18 protein-coding genes and 2 tRNA genes are annotated in these 18500 nt (G+C 43.7%); 10 read left to right on the plus strand and 10 right to left on the minus strand.

The window, feature by feature from the left end:
- The first annotated feature begins 10 nt into the window (after positions 1 to 10).
- Positions 11 to 1270: an acyl-CoA dehydrogenase family protein gene (locus F907_RS14715; protein ID WP_016651389.1), complete on the plus strand. Its 1260-nt coding sequence runs from the start codon at positions 11 to 13 to the stop codon at positions 1268 to 1270.
- Positions 1271 to 1326: 56 nt separating this feature from the next.
- On the opposite strand, the gene F907_RS14710 is transcribed toward F907_RS14715, so the two are convergent.
- Positions 1327 to 2235, minus strand: coding sequence for a DMT family transporter (locus tag F907_RS14710; RefSeq protein WP_032861773.1), 909 nt, complete (start codon positions 2233 to 2235; stop codon positions 1327 to 1329).
- Positions 2236 to 2331: 96 nt separating this feature from the next.
- Here F907_RS14710 and F907_RS14705 point away from each other — a divergent pair, with 96 nt between their 5' ends.
- Complete coding sequence (locus F907_RS14705; protein WP_016651391.1) at positions 2332 to 2883, plus strand: helix-turn-helix domain-containing protein; 552 nt, start codon at positions 2332 to 2334, stop codon at positions 2881 to 2883.
- A gap of 66 nt (positions 2884 to 2949) precedes the next feature.
- On the opposite strand, the gene F907_RS14700 is transcribed toward F907_RS14705, so the two are convergent.
- From F907_RS14700 to hisB, 6 genes are all read right to left on the minus strand, one after another.
- The gene (locus tag F907_RS14700; RefSeq protein WP_016651392.1) at positions 2950 to 4407 is read right to left on the minus strand and encodes a SulP family inorganic anion transporter; all 1458 of its coding nucleotides are present in this window, start codon (positions 4405 to 4407) and stop codon (positions 2950 to 2952) included.
- A gap of 228 nt (positions 4408 to 4635) precedes the next feature.
- On the minus strand, positions 4636 to 5367 hold the full coding sequence (gene hisA / locus F907_RS14695; protein ID WP_016651393.1) for a 1-(5-phosphoribosyl)-5-[(5-phosphoribosylamino)methylideneamino]imidazole-4-carboxamide isomerase: 732 nt from the start codon (positions 5365 to 5367) through the stop codon (positions 4636 to 4638).
- Positions 5368 to 5433: 66 nt separating this feature from the next.
- A complete protein-coding gene (locus F907_RS14690) occupies positions 5434 to 6105 on the minus strand; it encodes a 3'-5' exonuclease (RefSeq protein ID WP_373279037.1) in 672 nt (223 codons plus the stop codon).
- Positions 6106 to 6195: 90 nt separating this feature from the next.
- On the minus strand, positions 6196 to 6729 hold the full coding sequence (locus tag F907_RS14685) for a DUF805 domain-containing protein (protein WP_005275728.1): 534 nt from the start codon (positions 6727 to 6729) through the stop codon (positions 6196 to 6198).
- A gap of 175 nt (positions 6730 to 6904) precedes the next feature.
- Positions 6905 to 7522 carry an imidazole glycerol phosphate synthase subunit HisH gene (gene hisH / locus F907_RS14680; protein WP_016651395.1) on the minus strand — a complete coding sequence of 206 codons (618 nt, stop codon included), beginning with the start codon at positions 7520 to 7522 and terminating at the stop codon, positions 6905 to 6907.
- Complete coding sequence (gene hisB / locus F907_RS14675; protein ID WP_004803817.1) at positions 7522 to 8115, minus strand: imidazoleglycerol-phosphate dehydratase HisB; 594 nt, start codon at positions 8113 to 8115, stop codon at positions 7522 to 7524. The genes hisH and hisB overlap by 1 nt, the downstream gene beginning before the upstream one ends.
- 104 nt (positions 8116 to 8219) lie before the next feature.
- Here hisB and F907_RS14670 point away from each other — a divergent pair, with 104 nt between their 5' ends.
- The 4 genes from F907_RS14670 to F907_RS14655 all read left to right on the plus strand — a co-directional run bounded on the left by F907_RS14670 (position 8220) and on the right by F907_RS14655 (position 9831).
- A complete protein-coding gene (locus tag F907_RS14670; protein ID WP_005238285.1) occupies positions 8220 to 8597 on the plus strand; it encodes a GNAT family N-acetyltransferase in 378 nt (125 codons plus the stop codon).
- 109 nt (positions 8598 to 8706) lie between these two features.
- Positions 8707 to 8782: transfer RNA gene (locus F907_RS14665), tRNA-Phe, on the plus strand.
- Positions 8783 to 8922: 140 nt separating this feature from the next.
- A tRNA-Phe gene (locus F907_RS14660) sits at positions 8923 to 8998 on the plus strand.
- Between the two features lie 95 nt (positions 8999 to 9093).
- Positions 9094 to 9831 (plus strand): class I SAM-dependent methyltransferase, encoded by a 738-nt coding sequence (locus tag F907_RS14655; RefSeq protein ID WP_016651396.1) that lies wholly within the window; start codon positions 9094 to 9096, stop codon positions 9829 to 9831.
- A 47-nt stretch (positions 9832 to 9878) separates the two neighbouring features.
- Here the strand turns inward: F907_RS14655 and F907_RS14650 are convergent, their stop codons facing one another.
- From F907_RS14650 to ompR, 3 genes are all read right to left on the minus strand, one after another.
- Positions 9879 to 11393 carry an acetyl-CoA hydrolase/transferase family protein gene (locus F907_RS14650; RefSeq protein WP_016651397.1) on the minus strand — a complete coding sequence of 505 codons (1515 nt, stop codon included), beginning with the start codon at positions 11391 to 11393 and terminating at the stop codon, positions 9879 to 9881.
- 299 nt (positions 11394 to 11692) lie between these two features.
- A complete protein-coding gene (locus F907_RS14645; RefSeq protein WP_016651398.1) occupies positions 11693 to 13147 on the minus strand; it encodes an ATP-binding protein in 1455 nt (484 codons plus the stop codon).
- 17 nt (positions 13148 to 13164) lie between these two features.
- Entirely contained in the window at positions 13165 to 13929 is a 765-nt protein-coding gene (gene ompR, locus F907_RS14640) for an osmolarity response regulator transcription factor OmpR (RefSeq protein ID WP_004657337.1), read from the minus strand.
- Positions 13930 to 14324: 395 nt separating this feature from the next.
- Between ompR and F907_RS14635 the strand changes: the two genes are divergently transcribed.
- From F907_RS14635 to F907_RS14630, 4 genes are all read left to right on the plus strand, one after another.
- Complete coding sequence (locus F907_RS14635) at positions 14325 to 16679, plus strand: Tex family protein (RefSeq protein WP_016651399.1); 2355 nt, start codon at positions 14325 to 14327, stop codon at positions 16677 to 16679.
- Positions 16680 to 16790: 111 nt separating this feature from the next.
- Positions 16791 to 17114 carry a hypothetical protein gene (locus F907_RS0117840; RefSeq protein WP_016651400.1) on the plus strand — a complete coding sequence of 108 codons (324 nt, stop codon included), beginning with the start codon at positions 16791 to 16793 and terminating at the stop codon, positions 17112 to 17114.
- Complete coding sequence (locus F907_RS19170; protein WP_228129546.1) at positions 17111 to 17278, plus strand: hypothetical protein; 168 nt, start codon at positions 17111 to 17113, stop codon at positions 17276 to 17278. The genes F907_RS0117840 and F907_RS19170 overlap by 4 nt, the downstream gene beginning before the upstream one ends.
- Positions 17279 to 17636: 358 nt before the next feature.
- Positions 17637 to 18467, plus strand: coding sequence for an AraC family transcriptional regulator (locus tag F907_RS14630; RefSeq protein ID WP_016651401.1), 831 nt, complete (start codon positions 17637 to 17639; stop codon positions 18465 to 18467).
- Positions 18468 to 18500: the final 33 nt, after the last annotated feature.

The following is an 18500-nucleotide window of genomic DNA, read 5'->3' on the forward strand; positions in this document are numbered from 1 at the left end:
GGGCAGTATTATGACCAGTCAAAGTAATCAAAATCTTGCCTTGGGTGCACATTATGAGCAGGTGGCGGCGAAGTTCCGCCCTATTTTTCAGCGCATTGCAGCAGGTGCTTTAGCACGGGAAAAAAACCGAACATTGCCCTATGAAGCAATTCAATGGTTAAAACAGGCGGGCTTTGGCGCGGTACGGGTGCCTGTGGTTTTTGGTGGTGATGGGGTTTCGCAAAAGCAGTTATTTCAGTTATTGATTGAGCTGGCTCAGGCCGACTCCAATGTGGTTCAGGCCTTAAGGGGGCACTTTGCCTTTGTCGAAGACCGTTTAAATGCACAAAAAACTGAAGCACAGACGCAATGGTTTGAGCGCTTTGTCCGTGGTGAAATTGTGGGGAATGCGTGGACCGAAATTGGTCAAGTTGAAATCGGGGATGTGGCGACCCGTGTCACGGCAGCGCAAGATGGCAAACAGCGTGTGAATGGTCAGAAATATTATTCCACAGGTACCATTTTTGCGGACTGGATTGACCTGTTCGCTTTGGATGAGACCACCAATCAGCATGTGATTGCGGCGGTGTCCACGCAAGCCGAAGGCATTGATATTGTCGATGACTGGGATGGTTTTGGTCAAAAAACCACGGGCAGTGGAAGCTTAACCTTAAATAATGTGGAGATTGACCGAGATCATATTTTGGTGTTTGAAAACCGCTTTAAATACCAAACTGCCTTTTATCAGGTGGTGCATCTGGCGACTCTGGCGGGTATTGCGCAAAGTGCAGTAGAAACCTTTAAGCAGGAAGTGCGTCAGCGAACCCGAATCTATAGTCATGGCAATGCCAGTCTGGTGCGTGATGATGCTCAAATCCTGCAAGTGATTGGCAAGGCTTCGGCACAGGCTTATGCAGCACAAAGTATTACACTCAACACTGCGGAAGCCTTAGATGCGGCGTATTTACAGCATTTTCAGAATGATGAACAGTTGGAGTTAGCAGCCAATGAGCATGCTGAATTAGTATCGGCGCAAGGTCAGGTGGTGATTGCGGAATTGGTACTCAATCTGAGCACTGAGTTGTTTAATGCCTTGGGTGCATCGGCCAGTAGCACTGACAAGCAGTTAGACCGCTTTTGGCGCAATGCCCGTGTGGTCGCCTCACACAATCCATTGGTCTATAAACAGAAAGTGATTGGTGATTGGGAAGTCAATCAAACGCCATTGCCTTATGTCTGGCAGATTGGCAATAGTCCTGTTGCTGCGAATCAAAAACAAATCCCAGCTTAGTTTTTTTAAAAGCGCACAATAGATTTTATTGAACTAAAACTGTAGTGCGCTTTTATCTATTTATTTTCTGGCCGTTGTTTCTTCTCAAAGAATTTAAATTTTAATTCGCTGACGAATACGCCAAGAACCACCAATAATCCTCCAAACAAGGCCAATAAGGGTAAACGTTCTCCGGCAATACGACCGATTACACCTGCCCAGACCGGTTCACCGGCATAAATAATCGCAGCACGTGTCGGTTCCACCATACGTTGTGCCCAGTTCATCACAAACTGAATTAAAGCACTAGCTAAGCCGAGTGCCACTGCAATAATCAGCAATCCCCATGAAAAATCAGGAATACTGTGTTCACCAACCAAAGGCATACTGGCAAACGATAAGCATGAAGCAACTGCCAATTGAATCACCGTGACCCGTCTTAGATTAACTTTCCCGGCAAAATAACCAATCAGAATAATTTCCAGTGCAATCACAAAGGCACAGACCAAGGTCAGTGTTTGTCCATAACTAAAGTTAATATTGGAGAAGCCATTGCCGGTTAACAAGACCAAACCGGTAAAGGCCAGTGCCGTGCCGACCCAAGTCATTACAGAAGGTATTTTTTGGAAAATCACCCACATCAGAATGGGGACTAAGGGGACATACAGCGCCGTTAAAAAAGCCGACTCGCTACTCAGGATGCTTTGCAGACCGATGGTTTGAGTGCCATAACCAATCGCAATCACAATGCCGATGGCGGTACCTGCCAAGCTCTCTTTTAGGGTTAGGCCACGCATGGATTTAAGCGAGATCAAGAAAATGGCTAGGGCCGCGACTGCAAAACGACAGCCGACAAAAAACATTGGGCTACTAAAATTCAGCGCATATTGCACCGCTAAAAAGGTGCCACCCCAAATCAGGGTAATAAAAATAAGTGCGAATTGTGCGGCTTTCGGAGATTGAGATAAAGCGGTCAACGCAGCCATCCTCATGAATAAAGTGCAATATATTGCACATATTGCATTGCTTGTTGGTCTTGTGCAATATATTGCGCAGATTTTTTATTTTCATTGTAGGAATGAATGCGCCATTCAGAGACGGTATTGCAAGATGTGGGACAGAATATCCGTCTGTTTCGTACCGAACGTCAGCTCAGCCAGCAAGATTTGGCTGATCGAGCAGGCGTCAGTCGCCGTACTATTGCTGCTTTGGAAACAGGACAGGTCAATATTAGTTTGGCCAAGCTTGATGCGATTGCAACGGCTTTAACGGTCGATTTTAAAAAGCTGGTCAGCCCATCTGAGCTGAGTGAATCTGCTGTTGTGAATACCTTGGCGTGGCAAGGTCAACAGGCTGAAAGTCAGGCCACGCTGTTGGCTGCAGTACCGACCCAAACACAAGTCGAATTATGGACATGGTCTCTGGCTGTGGGTGAGGTGTATCAGGCTGAGCCAGATCAAACAGGCTGGCAAGAGTTGATTTATGTGCTGGAGGGTGAATTGACGATTTCGTTTGAACATGAAAATCGAGTGCTTCAGGCTGGCGAGTCGATTTTATTTGAAAGCTCTGTCAATTATCGTTATCTCAATCAAGGAAGTAGCACCGTTCGTTTTGTCCGAAACGTGATTTATTAAGTCTAAAAACGTGCTTAAGCGGGATGGCTTAAGCACGTTTAGAGTCTTGAGGCTATTTATGCAAATTTAGCTTGAGCTGTGATGAGTCCCATATTTATCAATCATGATTGAGCTGGCTTCATTCAGGCCTCGCACACTAACATGCACGCCTTTACGCTGGAATTTATGCACCACACTGTCGATCATGGCCACTGAAGTGACATCCCAAATATGTGAATGGCTTAAATCAATAATGACTGCTTTCACATCCTCATTGAAATCAAAACTTTGCATAAACTTTTCGGCGGAGCTAAAGAAAATCTGTCCTTTCAGATCATAAACGCGTGCCTGATTTTCAAAATATCGTTCAACTCGAATATCTTGCTCTAATTTATTGGCAAGGAATAACGCCGACAGTAACACGCCTGTGAGCACGCCCAAGGCTAAATTATGAGTTGCAACCACCACAATCACTGTTGCCAGCATCACGATATTGCTGCTGATCGGATTGTTGCTAAAACTGCGGATGGATTTCCATTCAAAGGTACTGATTGAGACCATGATCATCACGGCAACCAAGGCAGCCATGGGAATCACTTTTAACCAGTCACTAATAAACACCACTAAAATTAAAAGGAATATTCCCGCTGAAAAGGTTGATAATCGAGTCAATCCACCTGATTTGACGTTAATCATCGATTGTCCAATCATGGCACAGCCTGCCATGCCACCCATAAAACCAGAAGCGATATTGGCGATACCTTGACCCTTACATTCTTGGAATTTATCGCTTGGAGTATCGGTCATTTCATCAATAATCGTCGCCGTCATCATCGACTCAAGTAAACCGACTGCAGCCAAAGCAACAGAATAAGGAAAGATGATTTTTAAGGTTTCAAAGTTGAGGGGAATATCTGGAATCAAAAATACAGGAAGTGTATCGGGTAAGGACCCCATGTCTCCTACCGTACGAATATCAATGCCGAAGTAGATGGCGAGCAAAGTCACTGTGATGATGCAGACCAAGGGTGAAGGCAATAATGTTCCGACTTTTGGAATCAGCGGAAAGATATAGATAATGAGTAAGCCCAACAGTACCAATGCATAGACCTGCCAGGTGACATTGACCAGTTCAGGTAGTTGCGCCATAAAAATTAAAATCGCCAGTGCATTGACGAATCCAATCACCACAGATTTGGACACGAAACGCATCAGTTTTGCTAGCTTTAGGTAGCCCGCGATAATTTGTAATACACCCGTGAGCAAGGTGGCAGCCAGCAGATATTGTAAGCCATGCTCTTTCACCAAACTGGCCATGACCAAAGCCATAGCGCCTGTTGCGGCTGAAATCATGGCGGGGCGGCCACCGACAAAAGCAATCACCACGGCAATACAGAAGGACGCGTATAAACCGACTTTGGGATCCACCCCTGCGATAATAGAGAAAGCGATAGCTTCTGGAATCAGTGCTAAACCGACAACCAGTCCAGCCAAAATATCCGCACGGATATTGGAGAACCATTGTGCTCGAATATTGGAAAACATAGAAATAGCCTATTTTTTAGGAATTTTTAAAGGCTAGTGATGTGATATACAGACACACAACTACACCACATCACTAGACAGTGATGAGTCAATACATAGGGCATGTAAAAACTTAAGGTGGCGTAAGCATCATGTGAGAAGAGAGGAACTTGAATTGAACTGGGGCAAGCATAGCACCCAAGTTGATAAAGCTCTAGCGATTGTTACAATAACTAGAGCTTGAAATGATTAGAGTGATTGTTGGTCTAACAATAATTGTGCTTCACGAAGACTTAAAGTGCCTTCATAAATGGCACGACCTGTAATCGCACCCAAAATTCCTTTTTTGTCTTTTAGATTGCGTACATCATCCAAATTGGTGACACCGCCAGAAGCAATCACAGGCAGACCTGAATAGTTGGCCAAGTTCACGGTCTGCTCGACGTTGACACCTTGCATCATGCCATCACGTGCAATATCGGTATATACAATACTCGATACGCCAGCATCAGCAAAACGTTTGGCAAGGTCAGTGGCTTTTACATCAGTGACATTGGCCCAACCATCGGTTGCCACCATGCCATTGATGGCATCAATACCGACAATGATATGACCCGCGAAGCGTTTACATGCTTGGTCAACAAAGTCAGGCTCTTTCACTGCTTTGGTTCCGATAATCACAAAAGAAACGCCAGCTTCCAAATAGTGTTCGATGGTTTCAAGCGAACGAATACCACCCCCAATCTGAATTGGAAGTTCAGGTTGTGCACGCGCAATCGCTTCAACTACGGGTTTATGAATGGGCGTACCTGCGAAAGCACCATTTAAATCGACTAAATGTAAACGACGTGCGCCTTCATCCACCCAATGCTGTGCAGTTGCCACAGGGTCTTCAGAGAAAACGGTATCGTCTTCCATACGTCCTTGCTTCAAACGGACACATTTACCATCTTTCAGGTCAATTGCTGGGATGATTAGCATGCTTTCGCTCCTTGCGTCATCATAGAGTTTAAATTGGCTACATATTAGCAAAGTATTGATCAATCGCTAAGCCTTGTCTGCTGAACCCTCCAGTATTTTCATGATTTGTTGTAGTAATTGAGGTGTCAGCAATTGTTGCTGATACAGTTGTTCAAAGCACAGTAGCGCAGCATAGGCATCTGCAGCGGCATAATGGATTTGTTGCGGACTGAGATTTTTAACAGACCAGTTTGAAGTGCTGACCTTTTTGCTTTTGGCAAAATAACGCTGAAAAAGTAGAGCAACCGCCGTTTGGGTACCGACCTGACTGCGATAACCAAAACTGCCAAAGCTTTTGGACAGATCAATCATGGCATTGGAGCTGATGCCTTTAGCACGAAAGATATGGGTGTCATTTTTTAGTCCAAAACCAACTTTGAGTTGTTGTTCATTTTCGAGAATGGGACGAAGAAAATCCAAAATTTCAGCACTAACCTGAAACAAATAAGCTTTATGCGGTGTCGCAAGCTGGATCAGGTGGGGGCCTGTCGATTGCTCACCGACTTTAAAGGTGGGTTTAGACTCGGTGTCGAAACCAAAGATCTGGATGGCATCGAGTTCAGCTTGCAGTGCCAGACATTGCTCAAGGGTTTGGATGACTAGAATGTTGTCAGTGGCGAGGTTTGGAAATACAGGCAAAGTCCGGATGTATTCTTTGGTTATAGGGAGGGGGAGGTGTTGGGGGGTATCCATCTGTATTAAAACCCAAGTCATTTATTTGAGCTTAAACGGTTTTATCCAAATGTAAAAGCCAAGTGATAACACTTGGCTTTTTGTCCTGCGAAATATTTATTCGGCATAAGGATGTTGTTGTTCAAATTGCAGTTGCTGACTTTTCTGGATGTAACTTTGGTAAGCAGGAATGGCAGTCGCCGCGAGAATTAACATACTAATTGGGATCAGGATGATGTAGATCCAGGCTAAAACTTTTTCCCAACCCTGTGTAATACGGGGAGCGCCATAATTATTTGTATTCTCATCTCCTTTTGCACAACTTAAATAAATAAAAAACAAGAAATTCACCAGTGGAATCAGCATTAAAAGTGATAACCATCCTGTTTGATTTCGATCATGTAGGCGACGGATAGAGAAAATAAAACTGTAGTAGAGGACGGCGATATAAATAATGATAAAAACGCCACCTAAGAGGTAGACCAAAATACCCGTAGAAGAATTACTAAATGCAGGCATGAAGATCGCAGCAATAATACCAAGGACCAACATGGAAAGTCCCAGGAGCATATTCCAGCCTAAATAAGAGAGTCTGCCAAAACGCCCATTTGCGCTAAAACCTGAATCATTTGCTTGAAAATTAGCGGTCATTTTAAGTTCCTATATTGATTAATTTTTTAAGGATACGCTGTTTGGTTTTTATTCAAATCGCTTGCATGATAAGCAAAATAGTATTGAAAATAAATAGAAAAGAAGAATTAAAAAAAATCAAGCCAATATTGATTGGCTTGATTTTGGATCGATGGTTTTGGGTTCTAGTGGAAAGTTAAATCTTCCATTCCACAAAATTCTTTAACAACTGCAAACCAGCGGTATGACTTTTTTCAGGATGGAACTGGGTCGCGAACAAATTGTCTTTGTGAATCGCGGTGCAGAAATTTAGGCCATAATCGCAAGTTGCAGCGGTAACAGCTACATCTTTAGGCTCGACATAATAGCTGTGCACAAAATAGAAACGCGCATCTTGCTCAATGTTATTCCACATCGGATGACTTGGATCAAGTTGATGCACTTGATTCCAGCCCATGTGCGGTACTTTTAAATTGGGGATTTCAGGAAAGTGTTTCACTACGCCATCAAAAATACCCAATGCAGCCACACCGCCATTTTCTTCCGAACTTTGCAGGAGGGCTTGCATACCGACACAGATCGCGAGAACGGGTTTATTGAACGCAGCCTGACGGACCACCTCATCAATCCCAGCTTCATGCATGCCTTGCATGCAGTCACGCATCGCCCCTACACCTGGGAAGACAATTTTATCGGCTTTGGCAATCAGTTTGGGATCATTGGTCACATCAACTGTCGCACCAACATGCTCTAGCGCTTTCGCCGCAGAGTGTAAGTTACCCATGCCGTAATCAAGTAAAGCAATACGGGTCATTACAAACTACCTTTGGTTGAAGCAATTGTGTTTTCTGCGCGTGGATCAATTTCACAGGCCATACGTAATGCACGTGCCAAGGCTTTAAATACACTTTCAATCTGATGGTGACTGTTTTTGCCTTTCAGGTTATCAATATGCAGTGTCATCAGTGCATGATTGACAAAGCCCTGGAAGAACTCTGAGAATAAATCGACATCAAAAGTACCGATACGGGCACGCGTATATGGAATATCCATAAACAAACCCGGACGACCAGATAGATCAACCACGACACGAGACAATGCTTCATCTAATGGTGCATAGAAATGACCATAGCGACGTAAGCCTTTTTTATCGCCGAGTGCTTGCGCAAAGGCTTGTCCCAAGGTGATTCCACAATCTTCAACGGTATGGTGGTCATCAATTTCCAGATCGCCATCACAATGAATATCGATATCAAATAGACCATGGCGCTTGATTTGATCAATCATATGGTCTAAAAATGGAACTCCAGTGTTGAGTGTGCCTTGACCAGTACCATCGAGATTGAGACGAACTCGAATTTTTGTTTCGTTGGTATTTCTTACCACTTCACTGATACGTTGCGTCATGGACACGTTCCTCAAAAAACGTCAAAAATGATTGAATTAAAAACCGATAGTTTCGCTGTGACGAAAAAGTGACAGCATCATAGTTTGCTCAGGAGGGTTAATCAATGCCTATTACCGTACATGCTTACAGTTCTCTGGAAGATTCAGGGATTCGTACTCAGCTAGAGCGACTTTACGATACCAGCCCAGAGTTTGGCGATGGGCAAGATGCAATGGAACAACTTGAACAAAATCTACAGCAATATACCACAGTTTATACTGCTGAATTTAACACCAAAATTATAGGTGCAATTTGGGCAACAGGACAAGGTGAAAGCCGTGTTTTGGAATATATTGTGGTACATCCTGCCAATCGCGGGCGTGGGGTGGCAGAACGCTTGGTTGAAGAAGTATGCCGTATGGAAGAAGAGCAAGGGGTTAAACAGTTTGAACCAGGTTGTGGGGCCATCCATCGCTGTTTATCGCATATTGGCAAAATCTAAGCCTTATAGGGTATTACTTGCTCCTTTGCAGTAAAATTAAGCATTTAAGAGAAAAACCCACAAATTTGCTTGACGGGCTTAGACAAACATTGTTTAATACGCCCACTTTGGCGTGATAGCTCAGTAGGTAGAGCAACGGATTGAAAATCCGTGTGTCCCCAGTTCGATCCTGGGTCTCGCCACCATAAATTTGTATTTTCAATCCCTGATCCCATCAGGGATTTTTTTTGCCTTAAAATTGATTGCGTGAAAAATGTGCATTCAAATCAAAAGCTCATGATAATTATTGACTATTCAGCTGAGATACGGCTTAATACACCCCATCGGCGTGATAGCTCAGTAGGTAGAGCAACGGATTGAAAATCCGTGTGTCCCCAGTTCGATCCTGGGTCTCGCCACCATATTCAAAAAGCCTCAAACGAAAGTTTGGGGCTTTTTTTATGTCAAAAAAAATTTGCTATAGTGAATCAAAGTCAACACTTAAGAATAAATCATCATGAAAGACTTATTTTCTGAGCGGAGTGAACTTTATCAACAGGCACGTCCAAGTTATCCGCAATCGATGATTGAGGCGGTGCTACTGCAGGTGAAAACACGGGCACGAGCGTGGGATTGCGGTGCAGGCTCGGGCCAGTTAACCCAACTGATCGCACCCTATTTTCAGCAAGTGATTGCAACTGACTTAAGTCAGAATCAACTTGATCAGGCTCCAGCACTACCCAATGTGCAGTATTTACAACAAGCCGCAGAACACAGCGCTTTCCCTGAGCGATATTTTGATTTGATCACTGTCGCACAGGCGATTCACTGGTTTGATTTTGAAAAATTCTATGCAGAAGTTAAGCGAACACTGAAAGCAGATGGTCTTTTTGCAGTGATTGGTTATGGCTTAATCCAGTTAGATGATACCGATCTAAATCAGCGAATTGATCAGCTCTATCATCATACTTTAAAGGGCTTTTGGGATGTGGAGCGGCGTTATATTGATGAATGTTATCAAACGATTCCATTTCCCTTTGAAGAGATCAGCATGCCGCAGTTCCAGATCGAGTTAAGCTGGACTGGGCCGCAGTTGTGGGATTATTTAAATACCTGGTCTGCGGTAAAGCATTACCAAGATCAACAGCATGAGAGCCCATTGCTGAGCTTACAGGGGCTGTTACAGCAACAGCAACCAATTCGAGTCACCTTTCCAATTTTGCTCAGAGTCGGGCGCCTAACTACTTCAGGATAGGAAAATAAAAAAGCATGCCGAAGCATGCTTTTCATGAAGAGAGGGGGTTATGCCGATTTAGCAATATCCACACGTGCTAGCATATGACCTGTTTCTTCGAAGTTGGCATGCCAAGACAATGCTTCACGAAGGATGTGTGGGGTATGTCCACCGCGTTCACAGGCACGGTCAAAGTAATCATTGAGTGCACCTTGATACAGTGGATGCACACAGTTATCGATAATCACGCGTGCGCGTTCACGTGGTGCTAGGCCACGTAAGTCAGCAAGCCCGACTTCAGTCACTAAAATGTCAACATCATGCTCATTGTGGTCAACATGGCTGACCATTGGCACGATCGATGAGATATCACCACCTTTGGCAATGGATTTGGTCACGAAGATTGCAAGGTGTGCATTACGGGCAAAGTCACCTGAACCGCCGATACCATTCATCATTTTGGTGCCGCAAACGTGGGTTGAATTCACGTTGCCGTAGAGATCAAACTCAAGTGCAGTGTTAATGCCGATAATGCCTAGGCGACGCACAATTTCAGGATGGTTTGAAATTTCTTGCGGACGCAACACTAATTTGTCTTTGTAGTTTTCAAGATTGCCAAAAACACGTTCGCCACATTGAGCCGATAAAGTAATAGAGCTACCAGAAGCAAACTTCATTTTACCTGCGTCAATCAATTCAAAGGTACAGTCTTGAAGGACTTCCGAATACATGACCAGATCTTCAAAATTTGAATCTTTCAGTCCAGTCAGTACTGCATTGGCAATTGAGCCGATACCTGCCTGTAATGGACCGAGGTTTTTCGCTAAACGGCCTGCAGCCACTTCCTGTTCAAAGAATTTGATCAAGTGATTGGCAATACCCTGAGTTTCGGCATCAGGTGCGGTCACGGTTGAAGGCGAGTCAGCTGTATCGTTAAAGACGATCCCCACGATTTTTGCCGGATCAATTGGAATCGCCGTTGAGCCAATACGATCATCCACTTGCGTTAAAGGCAATGGTGTACGGGTTGGGCGATAGGTTGGGATATAGATATCGTGTAAGCCTTCAAAGTTTTCGCTCAGAGAGGTATTGATTTCAACAATGACTTTTTCTGCAAAAATCGCAAAACTCGCTGAGTTACCGACAGAGGTGGTTGGGACGATATGACCGTCTTCCGTAATGGCAACCGCTTCAATTACTGCGACATCCGGGCGTTTCAATTGTTGATTACGCATTTGTTCAACAGTCTCAGACAAATGCTGGTCAATAAACATCACTTCGCCGTTATTGATGGCGCGACGTAAGGTATTGTCGACTTGGAATGGCATACGACGCGCAAGCACACCTGCTTCCGTCAATTGTTTGTCTAAGTCGTTGCCGAGGCTTGCACCGGTAATTAATGTGATTTTTAACGGATTTTTTTTAGCTTGTTCAACCAAGGCTTGTGGGACTGCTTTGGCTTCGCCCGCACGGGTAAAACCGCTCATACCGACCGTCATATCATTTTTAATAAACTGAGCTGCCTGCTCTGCACTCATCACTTTGTCATGCAGTGCTGCAAGACGAATACGACTTAAAGACATCATCCATTCTCAATATTGCTTTTCATTGGCTATGGATTTTAGCGCTAAAACATGAAAAGTGAATTGAAATAAGGCTAAGGTCTAATACAGCTGCATACGCTTTATTCACTTGTAATTCAGCTGGTTTTTGGGTGATGTAGTATTCAGTTGAATTTAGAGGGGAAAGCGGAGAAAAACTGAATTTTTAGAAACAGAGTGAGGCTAACTGAATGGGCGGAAAGTCGCCAACTTTCTGGTTATTCAATGGGCGACTTTAGTCTAAATCATGTATTTTTGTCCGCTTGACTGGAATTGGTGACTTAGAAATGTCCAGTCAGGGTCTGTTTGATCTTATCAATTGCATTATTTTGTGGCTCATCGCCAGCTGCGGCATGAATCGGCAGAGAAATCACCACTTCTAAACCACCTTGATCGCGGTTGCGGATGCTGATCTGTCCTTGATGGATATCCACGATACGTTTCACAATCGCCAAGCCCAAGCCACTGCCTTGAATTGTTCGTGCTGAGTTGCCACGAACGAAAGGTTGCATTAACTCTTCTACCTGATCGGATGGAATCCCTTCACCATGATCAGCGACCGTAATCAGGATGTGGTCATCGACATGACTGGCCGATAATTCAATCGGTTCAGCACCATAGCGTTTGGCATTATTGACCAGATTGGCAATCAGGCGTTTCAAGGACAAGCTACGCGCAGGAATAATCGGCAGTTCTTCTGCTTCAAAGCGGATATCCAAAGGTTTGAATTGCACCACCAGTTCTTGTAAGAGGGTGTTGAGGTTGGTGTCGGTAAGTTCTTCATCTGAGCCATCACGCATATAGGAAATGAACTGGTTCAGAATGGCATCCATATCATCTACATCGTAAATCAGCCCTTCACGGAAGAACTCATCGGGGAGCATTTCCGCCGTTAAACGAATCCGTGTCAGTGGCGTGCGTAAGTCATGTGAGATCCCTGCCAGCATGATTTGTCGATCGCGTTCGGTTTGCTCAAGCGTATACACCATGTGGTTAAAAGCTTGATTCACCTGACGGATTTCGAGTGGGCCATGATTGGTATCTAAATAAGGGGCTTTACCTGTCTTACTATAATTATTGGCGGTATTTTGTAAGCGACGCAAAGGTCGGTTCATTTGGCGAACCAAAATGAGAATAATGATGGAGGAGACAATCGGCACACCAAAGAGCCAACCTGCAATCAGCTCAACACTATAGTTGGTATAGGTTTTTAATGGTTCTCTAACCCAGTTACCATTCATTTCCGGAGTTTGAATCCAGATCCGCGGAATTGGTTTAAATTTAAAATAAACGGTAACGTCTTTAACACCCAGTTCGTTCGCAAGCTTCTGTTCAATTTGGTTGGTAAACAGTTCAGCGAGGAATTTGTCTTCAACCTTTGGGAACTCGGCTGGATCGGTAATATATTCAATACCAATGCGATTTTTGAGCCAAGTATCGACATCCACTTCGCTATCACGATGCAGAATGCGGATGTCTGGATTGTTGACCAGTTCTAATTCAATCGCAAGATAACGGGCATGTTGCTGCAGTTCTGGAAGATATAAGGTTCGCCAAAAGAACCACAAGGACATAAACAGACTAAAGAACACCATGAACAGCACCAAAATGGTGGTACGCATGGCTGCGGAACGTGGTTTGATTTTATCTAAAAAACGTTCCCATTTGGTTCGAGGTCTTTCTGAATAAGCCGCGAAGTCAGTAAATTCTTGTGGATCAATCGGTTCAAGTTTCAACGTTTAATTTCCCGAGCTTACTCTGCACCATCTGGAACAAAAACGTAGCCTACACCCCAAACGGTTTGGATGTAGCGCGCACGAGCAGGGTTATCTTCAATTAAACGACGTAAACGAGAGACTTGGACGTCAATCGAACGCTCCATCGCTCCCCATTCACGGCCACGTGCCAAATTCATCAGTTTGTCACGCGTCAATGGTTCACGTGGATGTTGAACCAGCGCCTTCAGAACGGCAAACTCACCTGTTGTCAGTGTAACCACCTGACCTTCACGTGTCAGTGTACGCGTGGACAGATCCAAAGACCAAGGACCAAAGCTGACCACTTCAACTTGTTGGCTTGGTGCACCTGGAACTTCACGAACTTGACGACGTAATACCGCACGGATACGTGCCAGCAACTCATTTGGATTAAACGGTTTTGGTAAGTAATCGTCAGCGCCAGCCTCTAAACCTGCAATACGGTCAGAGTCGCTACCGCGGGCAGTGAGCATAATGATTGGCGTATCGATATTGGATTGGCGTAAACGACGGCAAATGCTTAAACCATCTTCAACAGGAAGCATGAAATCAAGCACGATAAGCGAGAACAGTTCACGTTGCAGTAAACGATCCATTTGTGTTGCATCATGAGCAGTTTTTACCACGAAACCTTTATCTTCGAGGAAGCGTTGTAAAAGCGTACGCAAGCGCACATCGTCATCGACCACTAAAATGCGTTCGACTCGGTCTGTCTCATGGTGTACGGTTTCCGTCGATTCAGCAGGTACAACTAAACTCATGATGTGCTCCTTTATCGTTTATTGTCATCGTCTTTCAGCAATGCAAAGAAGTATACGATTCATTGCACAGTTTTGGCTATGTTATAAAGCAACAAATATTGCCAATAAAATCAAGAGATAGATACCAAATATATACAGGCAAAATGATGACAATCAACCTATTTATCAATATTTAGGCGAAAAAATCTTGGTATTTTAGAAACATTCAAAGATTTGCATAAAAGATTGAGTGCGGAGATTTTCGCAAGCGTTGAGCACTGAATCGACAATTCAGCCGAGCTGAATAAAAGTTAAACAGGATTAAAACACAATATTCAAAAAAACAATGGTGGATTTTATAGCCATGAACTTTATAATCATTGCTTTTAGACTTAACCCTTGTGGAATCAATCACGATGACTGACTTAGTTCAGCAGTTGGCAAATGAACTTGCCGTACGTCCAAACCAAGTAGAAGCTGCTATTCGTTTAATTGATGAAGGTGCCAGCGTTCCTTTTATTGCACGTTACCGTAAAGAAGTCACGCAAGGCTTAGACGATACGCAATTACGTCAACTCGATACACGTTTAACTTATTTACGTGATTTATATGAGCGTCGTGAGAAGGTAATCCAATCTTTACAAGAACAAGATAAATTAAACGATGATTTATTAGCACGTGTGAATGCAGCAGAAACCAAAAATGCATTAGAAGAAATTTACGCACCATACCGCCCAAAACGCACCAGTAAATCATTTAAAGCGAAAGAGGCAGGGTTGGGCGCGATTGCTGAGAAAATTATCAGCGACCAAGTGGATCCAACTGAAGCTTTGGCTGGTTTTAGTCACGAAGACTATCCAGATGTTGAAAGCCAGCTGGATGCCATTCAGCATATCTTGATTGATGATTGGGCGCAAAACATTGCCTTAACCACTGAATTAAAACAAACTTTTTCTAAAACTGCGGTGTTGAAAAGTGCTGTTGCTTCTGATGAGAAAAAAGAAGTCGGCAAAAAGTTCCGTGATTATTTCGAGTTTTCAGAAAACCTGAATAAAGTGCCATCCCACCGTTTGTTGGCGATGTTGCGTGGTCGCCAAGAAAATGTCTTGGGCTTGAAAGTGGATGGTGAAGATGATGCGCCGTTGGCTCGTATTGAGACTGAATACAATCTTGAGCAAACTCAACCACAAAGCCGTCAGGATTATTTAAAACAGACCGCAAAATTATTCTGGTTAGGTAAGATTCGCCCACAAATCGAACATTCGTTATTAACGGATAAACGTTTGGCAGCTGAAGCTGAGGCGATGGATGTATTTGCTGAAAACCTGCGTCATTTGTTACTTTCTGCACCTGCAGGCAGTCGTACCACCTTGGGTGTAGACCCGGGCATCCGTACGGGCGTGAAGCTTGCTGTGGTGAGCGATGCGGGCGATGTCTTGGCGCATAGCACCATTTATCCATTTGCTCCAAAAGAAGATAAAGCAGGTTCTATTACGGAACTGGCGCGCTTATGTCGAGAGTTCCACGTGGAACTTATTGCAATTGGCAACGGCACAGCAAGTCGTGAAACCGAAGCGGTTGTAGCAGAAATGATGGCGGCCAATAGTGATCTTAAATTGACACGCATTACGGTAAGCGAAGCGGGTGCATCGGTTTATTCTGCCAGTGAACTGGCCTCTCAAGAGCTTCCTGAGCTGGATGTTTCGATTCGTGGTGCCGTTTCAATTGCACGCCGTTTACAAGATCCTTTGGCAGAACTGGTTAAAATTGACCCGAAATCAATTGGTGTGGGCCAATATCAACACGACGTCAATCAAACGGGTCTCGCAAAAACATTGGATGCGGTGGTTGAAGACTGTGTGAACGCGGTGGGTGTAGATGTAAATACAGCGTCACCTGCGATCTTGGCCTATATTGCAGGTCTGAATAAGTCGATTGCACAGCAAATTGTGGAATACCGTAAAGAAAATGGTCGTTTTGACAACCGTCAGTCATTGAAAAAAGTACCTCGTTTGGGTGAGCGTACCTTTGAACAATCTGCGGGCTTCTTGCGTGTGCAGAATGGTTCGGAACCATTGGATGCATCAGCAGTTCACCCTGAAAGTTATGGCTTGGTGGAAAAAATTGTTGCAGCAAAAGCAACCACGATCAAAGACATCATCGGCAACACTGAAATCATTCGCCAAGTCAAAGCAGATGAATTTGTGGATGACAAATTTGGTTTACCAACCATTCAAGATGTTTTGTCTGAACTGGAAAAACCAGGTCGTGATCCACGTCCAGAATTCCGTACCGCGAAATTCCGTGAAGATATTACCGAAGTTGCACAATTGACTGAAGGCTTGCAGCTTGAAGGTGTGGTGACCAATGTCACCAACTTTGGCGCATTCGTTGATGTGGGCGTGCATCAAGATGGTTTAGTGCATATTTCTGAATTGGCAAATGAATTTGTGTCTGATCCACATAAAGTGGTCAAACCAGGTCAGATCGTACAAGTCCGTGTCATGCAGGTCGACGTGGAACGTAATCGCGTGAATTTGAGTATGCGTGCCGAAGGCGCTGCACCAGCCAAAGCAGCTCGTTCGCAACAACGTCCACAGCAAGATCGTGCTGAACGTTCAGAGCGTAAGCCACAAGGTCAACGTCCGCCACGTAAAGATGGGGATAAACGTCCGCAACATCACAAGCCAAAAGCTGAAAAACCACAAGAGCAAAAAATTGGTGGTTTAGGTGCCTTGTTATTACAAGCAGGGATTAAAGGTTCTAAGTAGTTGACCAAATAAATAAAAGCCTCTTCGGAGGCTTTTATTTTAAGTAATTTTATTTTAATTTTTTTGAATCGCAGAGATCACAATAACCATAACAAGATGAAGGATTAAATAATGAAAAAAATACTGTTTCTATTGGTGATTTCAAGCTTAAGTAATGTTGCGCTGGCCAAAGTCCCTTATCGCGCAACCGCTGAATGTCGTTTTGATTATGATGATTTTGACTTTTGCTCCAAACAAAATATTGCTCAATATAAAGCCGTATTGGCAAAACAGTCTCCAAACTATGATGCAACAAAAATTTTGTTCAATGTCGGATCGGCTCAAGCGATCCGTTATGTCGTGATTGATACCGAAACTGGGGTCGTATTTCCGTTACGTGATGAAATCTTAGGTTTTAAAGATGAGGAAGGCGGATTAAATGGTAACCCGCATTGATTCAATTTTCGCTTAAACAACCACAATTATGCATTCAAGGCAGTGTCTATGCTTATCGAGATGTGTATGACAATGTCAAAGTCTGTTATCGCATGGAAAAAGATCCAGGGCTCAAATATGGTCAAGCCATTAGGCGTGTGGATATTCCAGCGTCATTAAAATAATCCATGTTTTTAGACCTCCTGAGAGAGGTTTTTATTTGTGTTCAATTGCCGATTTTAACTGGAGAATTTGTTGTTCTCTTCATTCGAGTTGAATGATGTTCTGTTCATTTGACGCCATTTTTAAGGCTTGGAGATCAAGCAGAATATTAGTAAGTAGCTGTTTAATTTACTGCGATTTCGATGATATAAAATAGAGGCCTTATTTTAATGAATCGGTTTAACTTTAAAAATGCAGATTGATCTATCGGCGTTTACTTAGACCCATGCATCGTTGTTTTGAACAAACAGCAATTTTATTCTATAAATCTGGTTTAATTGGGTTAACCTGATTTGATGCAAAAATTTAAAGGAGGTCGTGATGTCGCGTAGACCTCGTGAACAAGTCGATTATTTACACCTAGAAGAACTGGGTGGTCTGGAAATGCTGAAAGCTAGCTACTATCAGCAGGAGTTTTCACGACATGTTCATGAAGGATTTTGCATTGGTGTAATTGAAGAGGGTGCACAACGTTTCTACCGCACAGGGGGCAACCATGTGGCACCACAGGGCGACATTATTCTGGTCAATGCCGATGAAGTACATACTGGATCTTCGGCTGTAGAAACAGGGTGGCGCTATCGTGCAATTTATCCGACCCCCGAAATATTTCATGAATTGACACGTGATTTAACTACCGTGCACGGCACAGCGCCTTGGTTTAGAGAGGCGGTATTACATGATGAAGGTTTAGCGCAACAATTTCGTTTACTGTTTGATTTATTGGAACAGCCCAACAATACCTTATTAAAACAAACCTTATTCTTGTCTACCATTGCATGGTTGGTGTCGAAGTATAGTCAGGTCAAACCACAAACAACGGACTTGAGCAATGCCAAGCAGCGAATTTTAAATATTAAAGAGCTGATGGCGAGCATGCCAGAGCAGGAGTTTTCATTGGCTGCACTTGCGGAAATGGCCAATCTGAGTCAGTGGCATTTTTTACGTCAATTTAAAAAACATGTGGGACTGTCACCCCATGCATGGTTGGTGCAGGTACGGCTGCAAAAATCACAAAAACTATTAAGACAAGGGCTTAACCTATCTGAGGTTTCACAGCAATGTGGGTTTTCGGATCAGAGTCATTTTAGTCGGCATTTCCGTCAGACATTTGGTATTACACCCGGTGGTTATATCACCTACCTCAAATAAAACAGCAATTTTATACAATTCTAATTGGCCGAA

The sequence above is a fragment of the Acinetobacter colistiniresistens genome, from assembly GCF_000413935.1.
In the GTDB taxonomy this organism is placed as follows: Bacteria; Pseudomonadota; Gammaproteobacteria; order Pseudomonadales; family Moraxellaceae; genus Acinetobacter; species Acinetobacter colistiniresistens.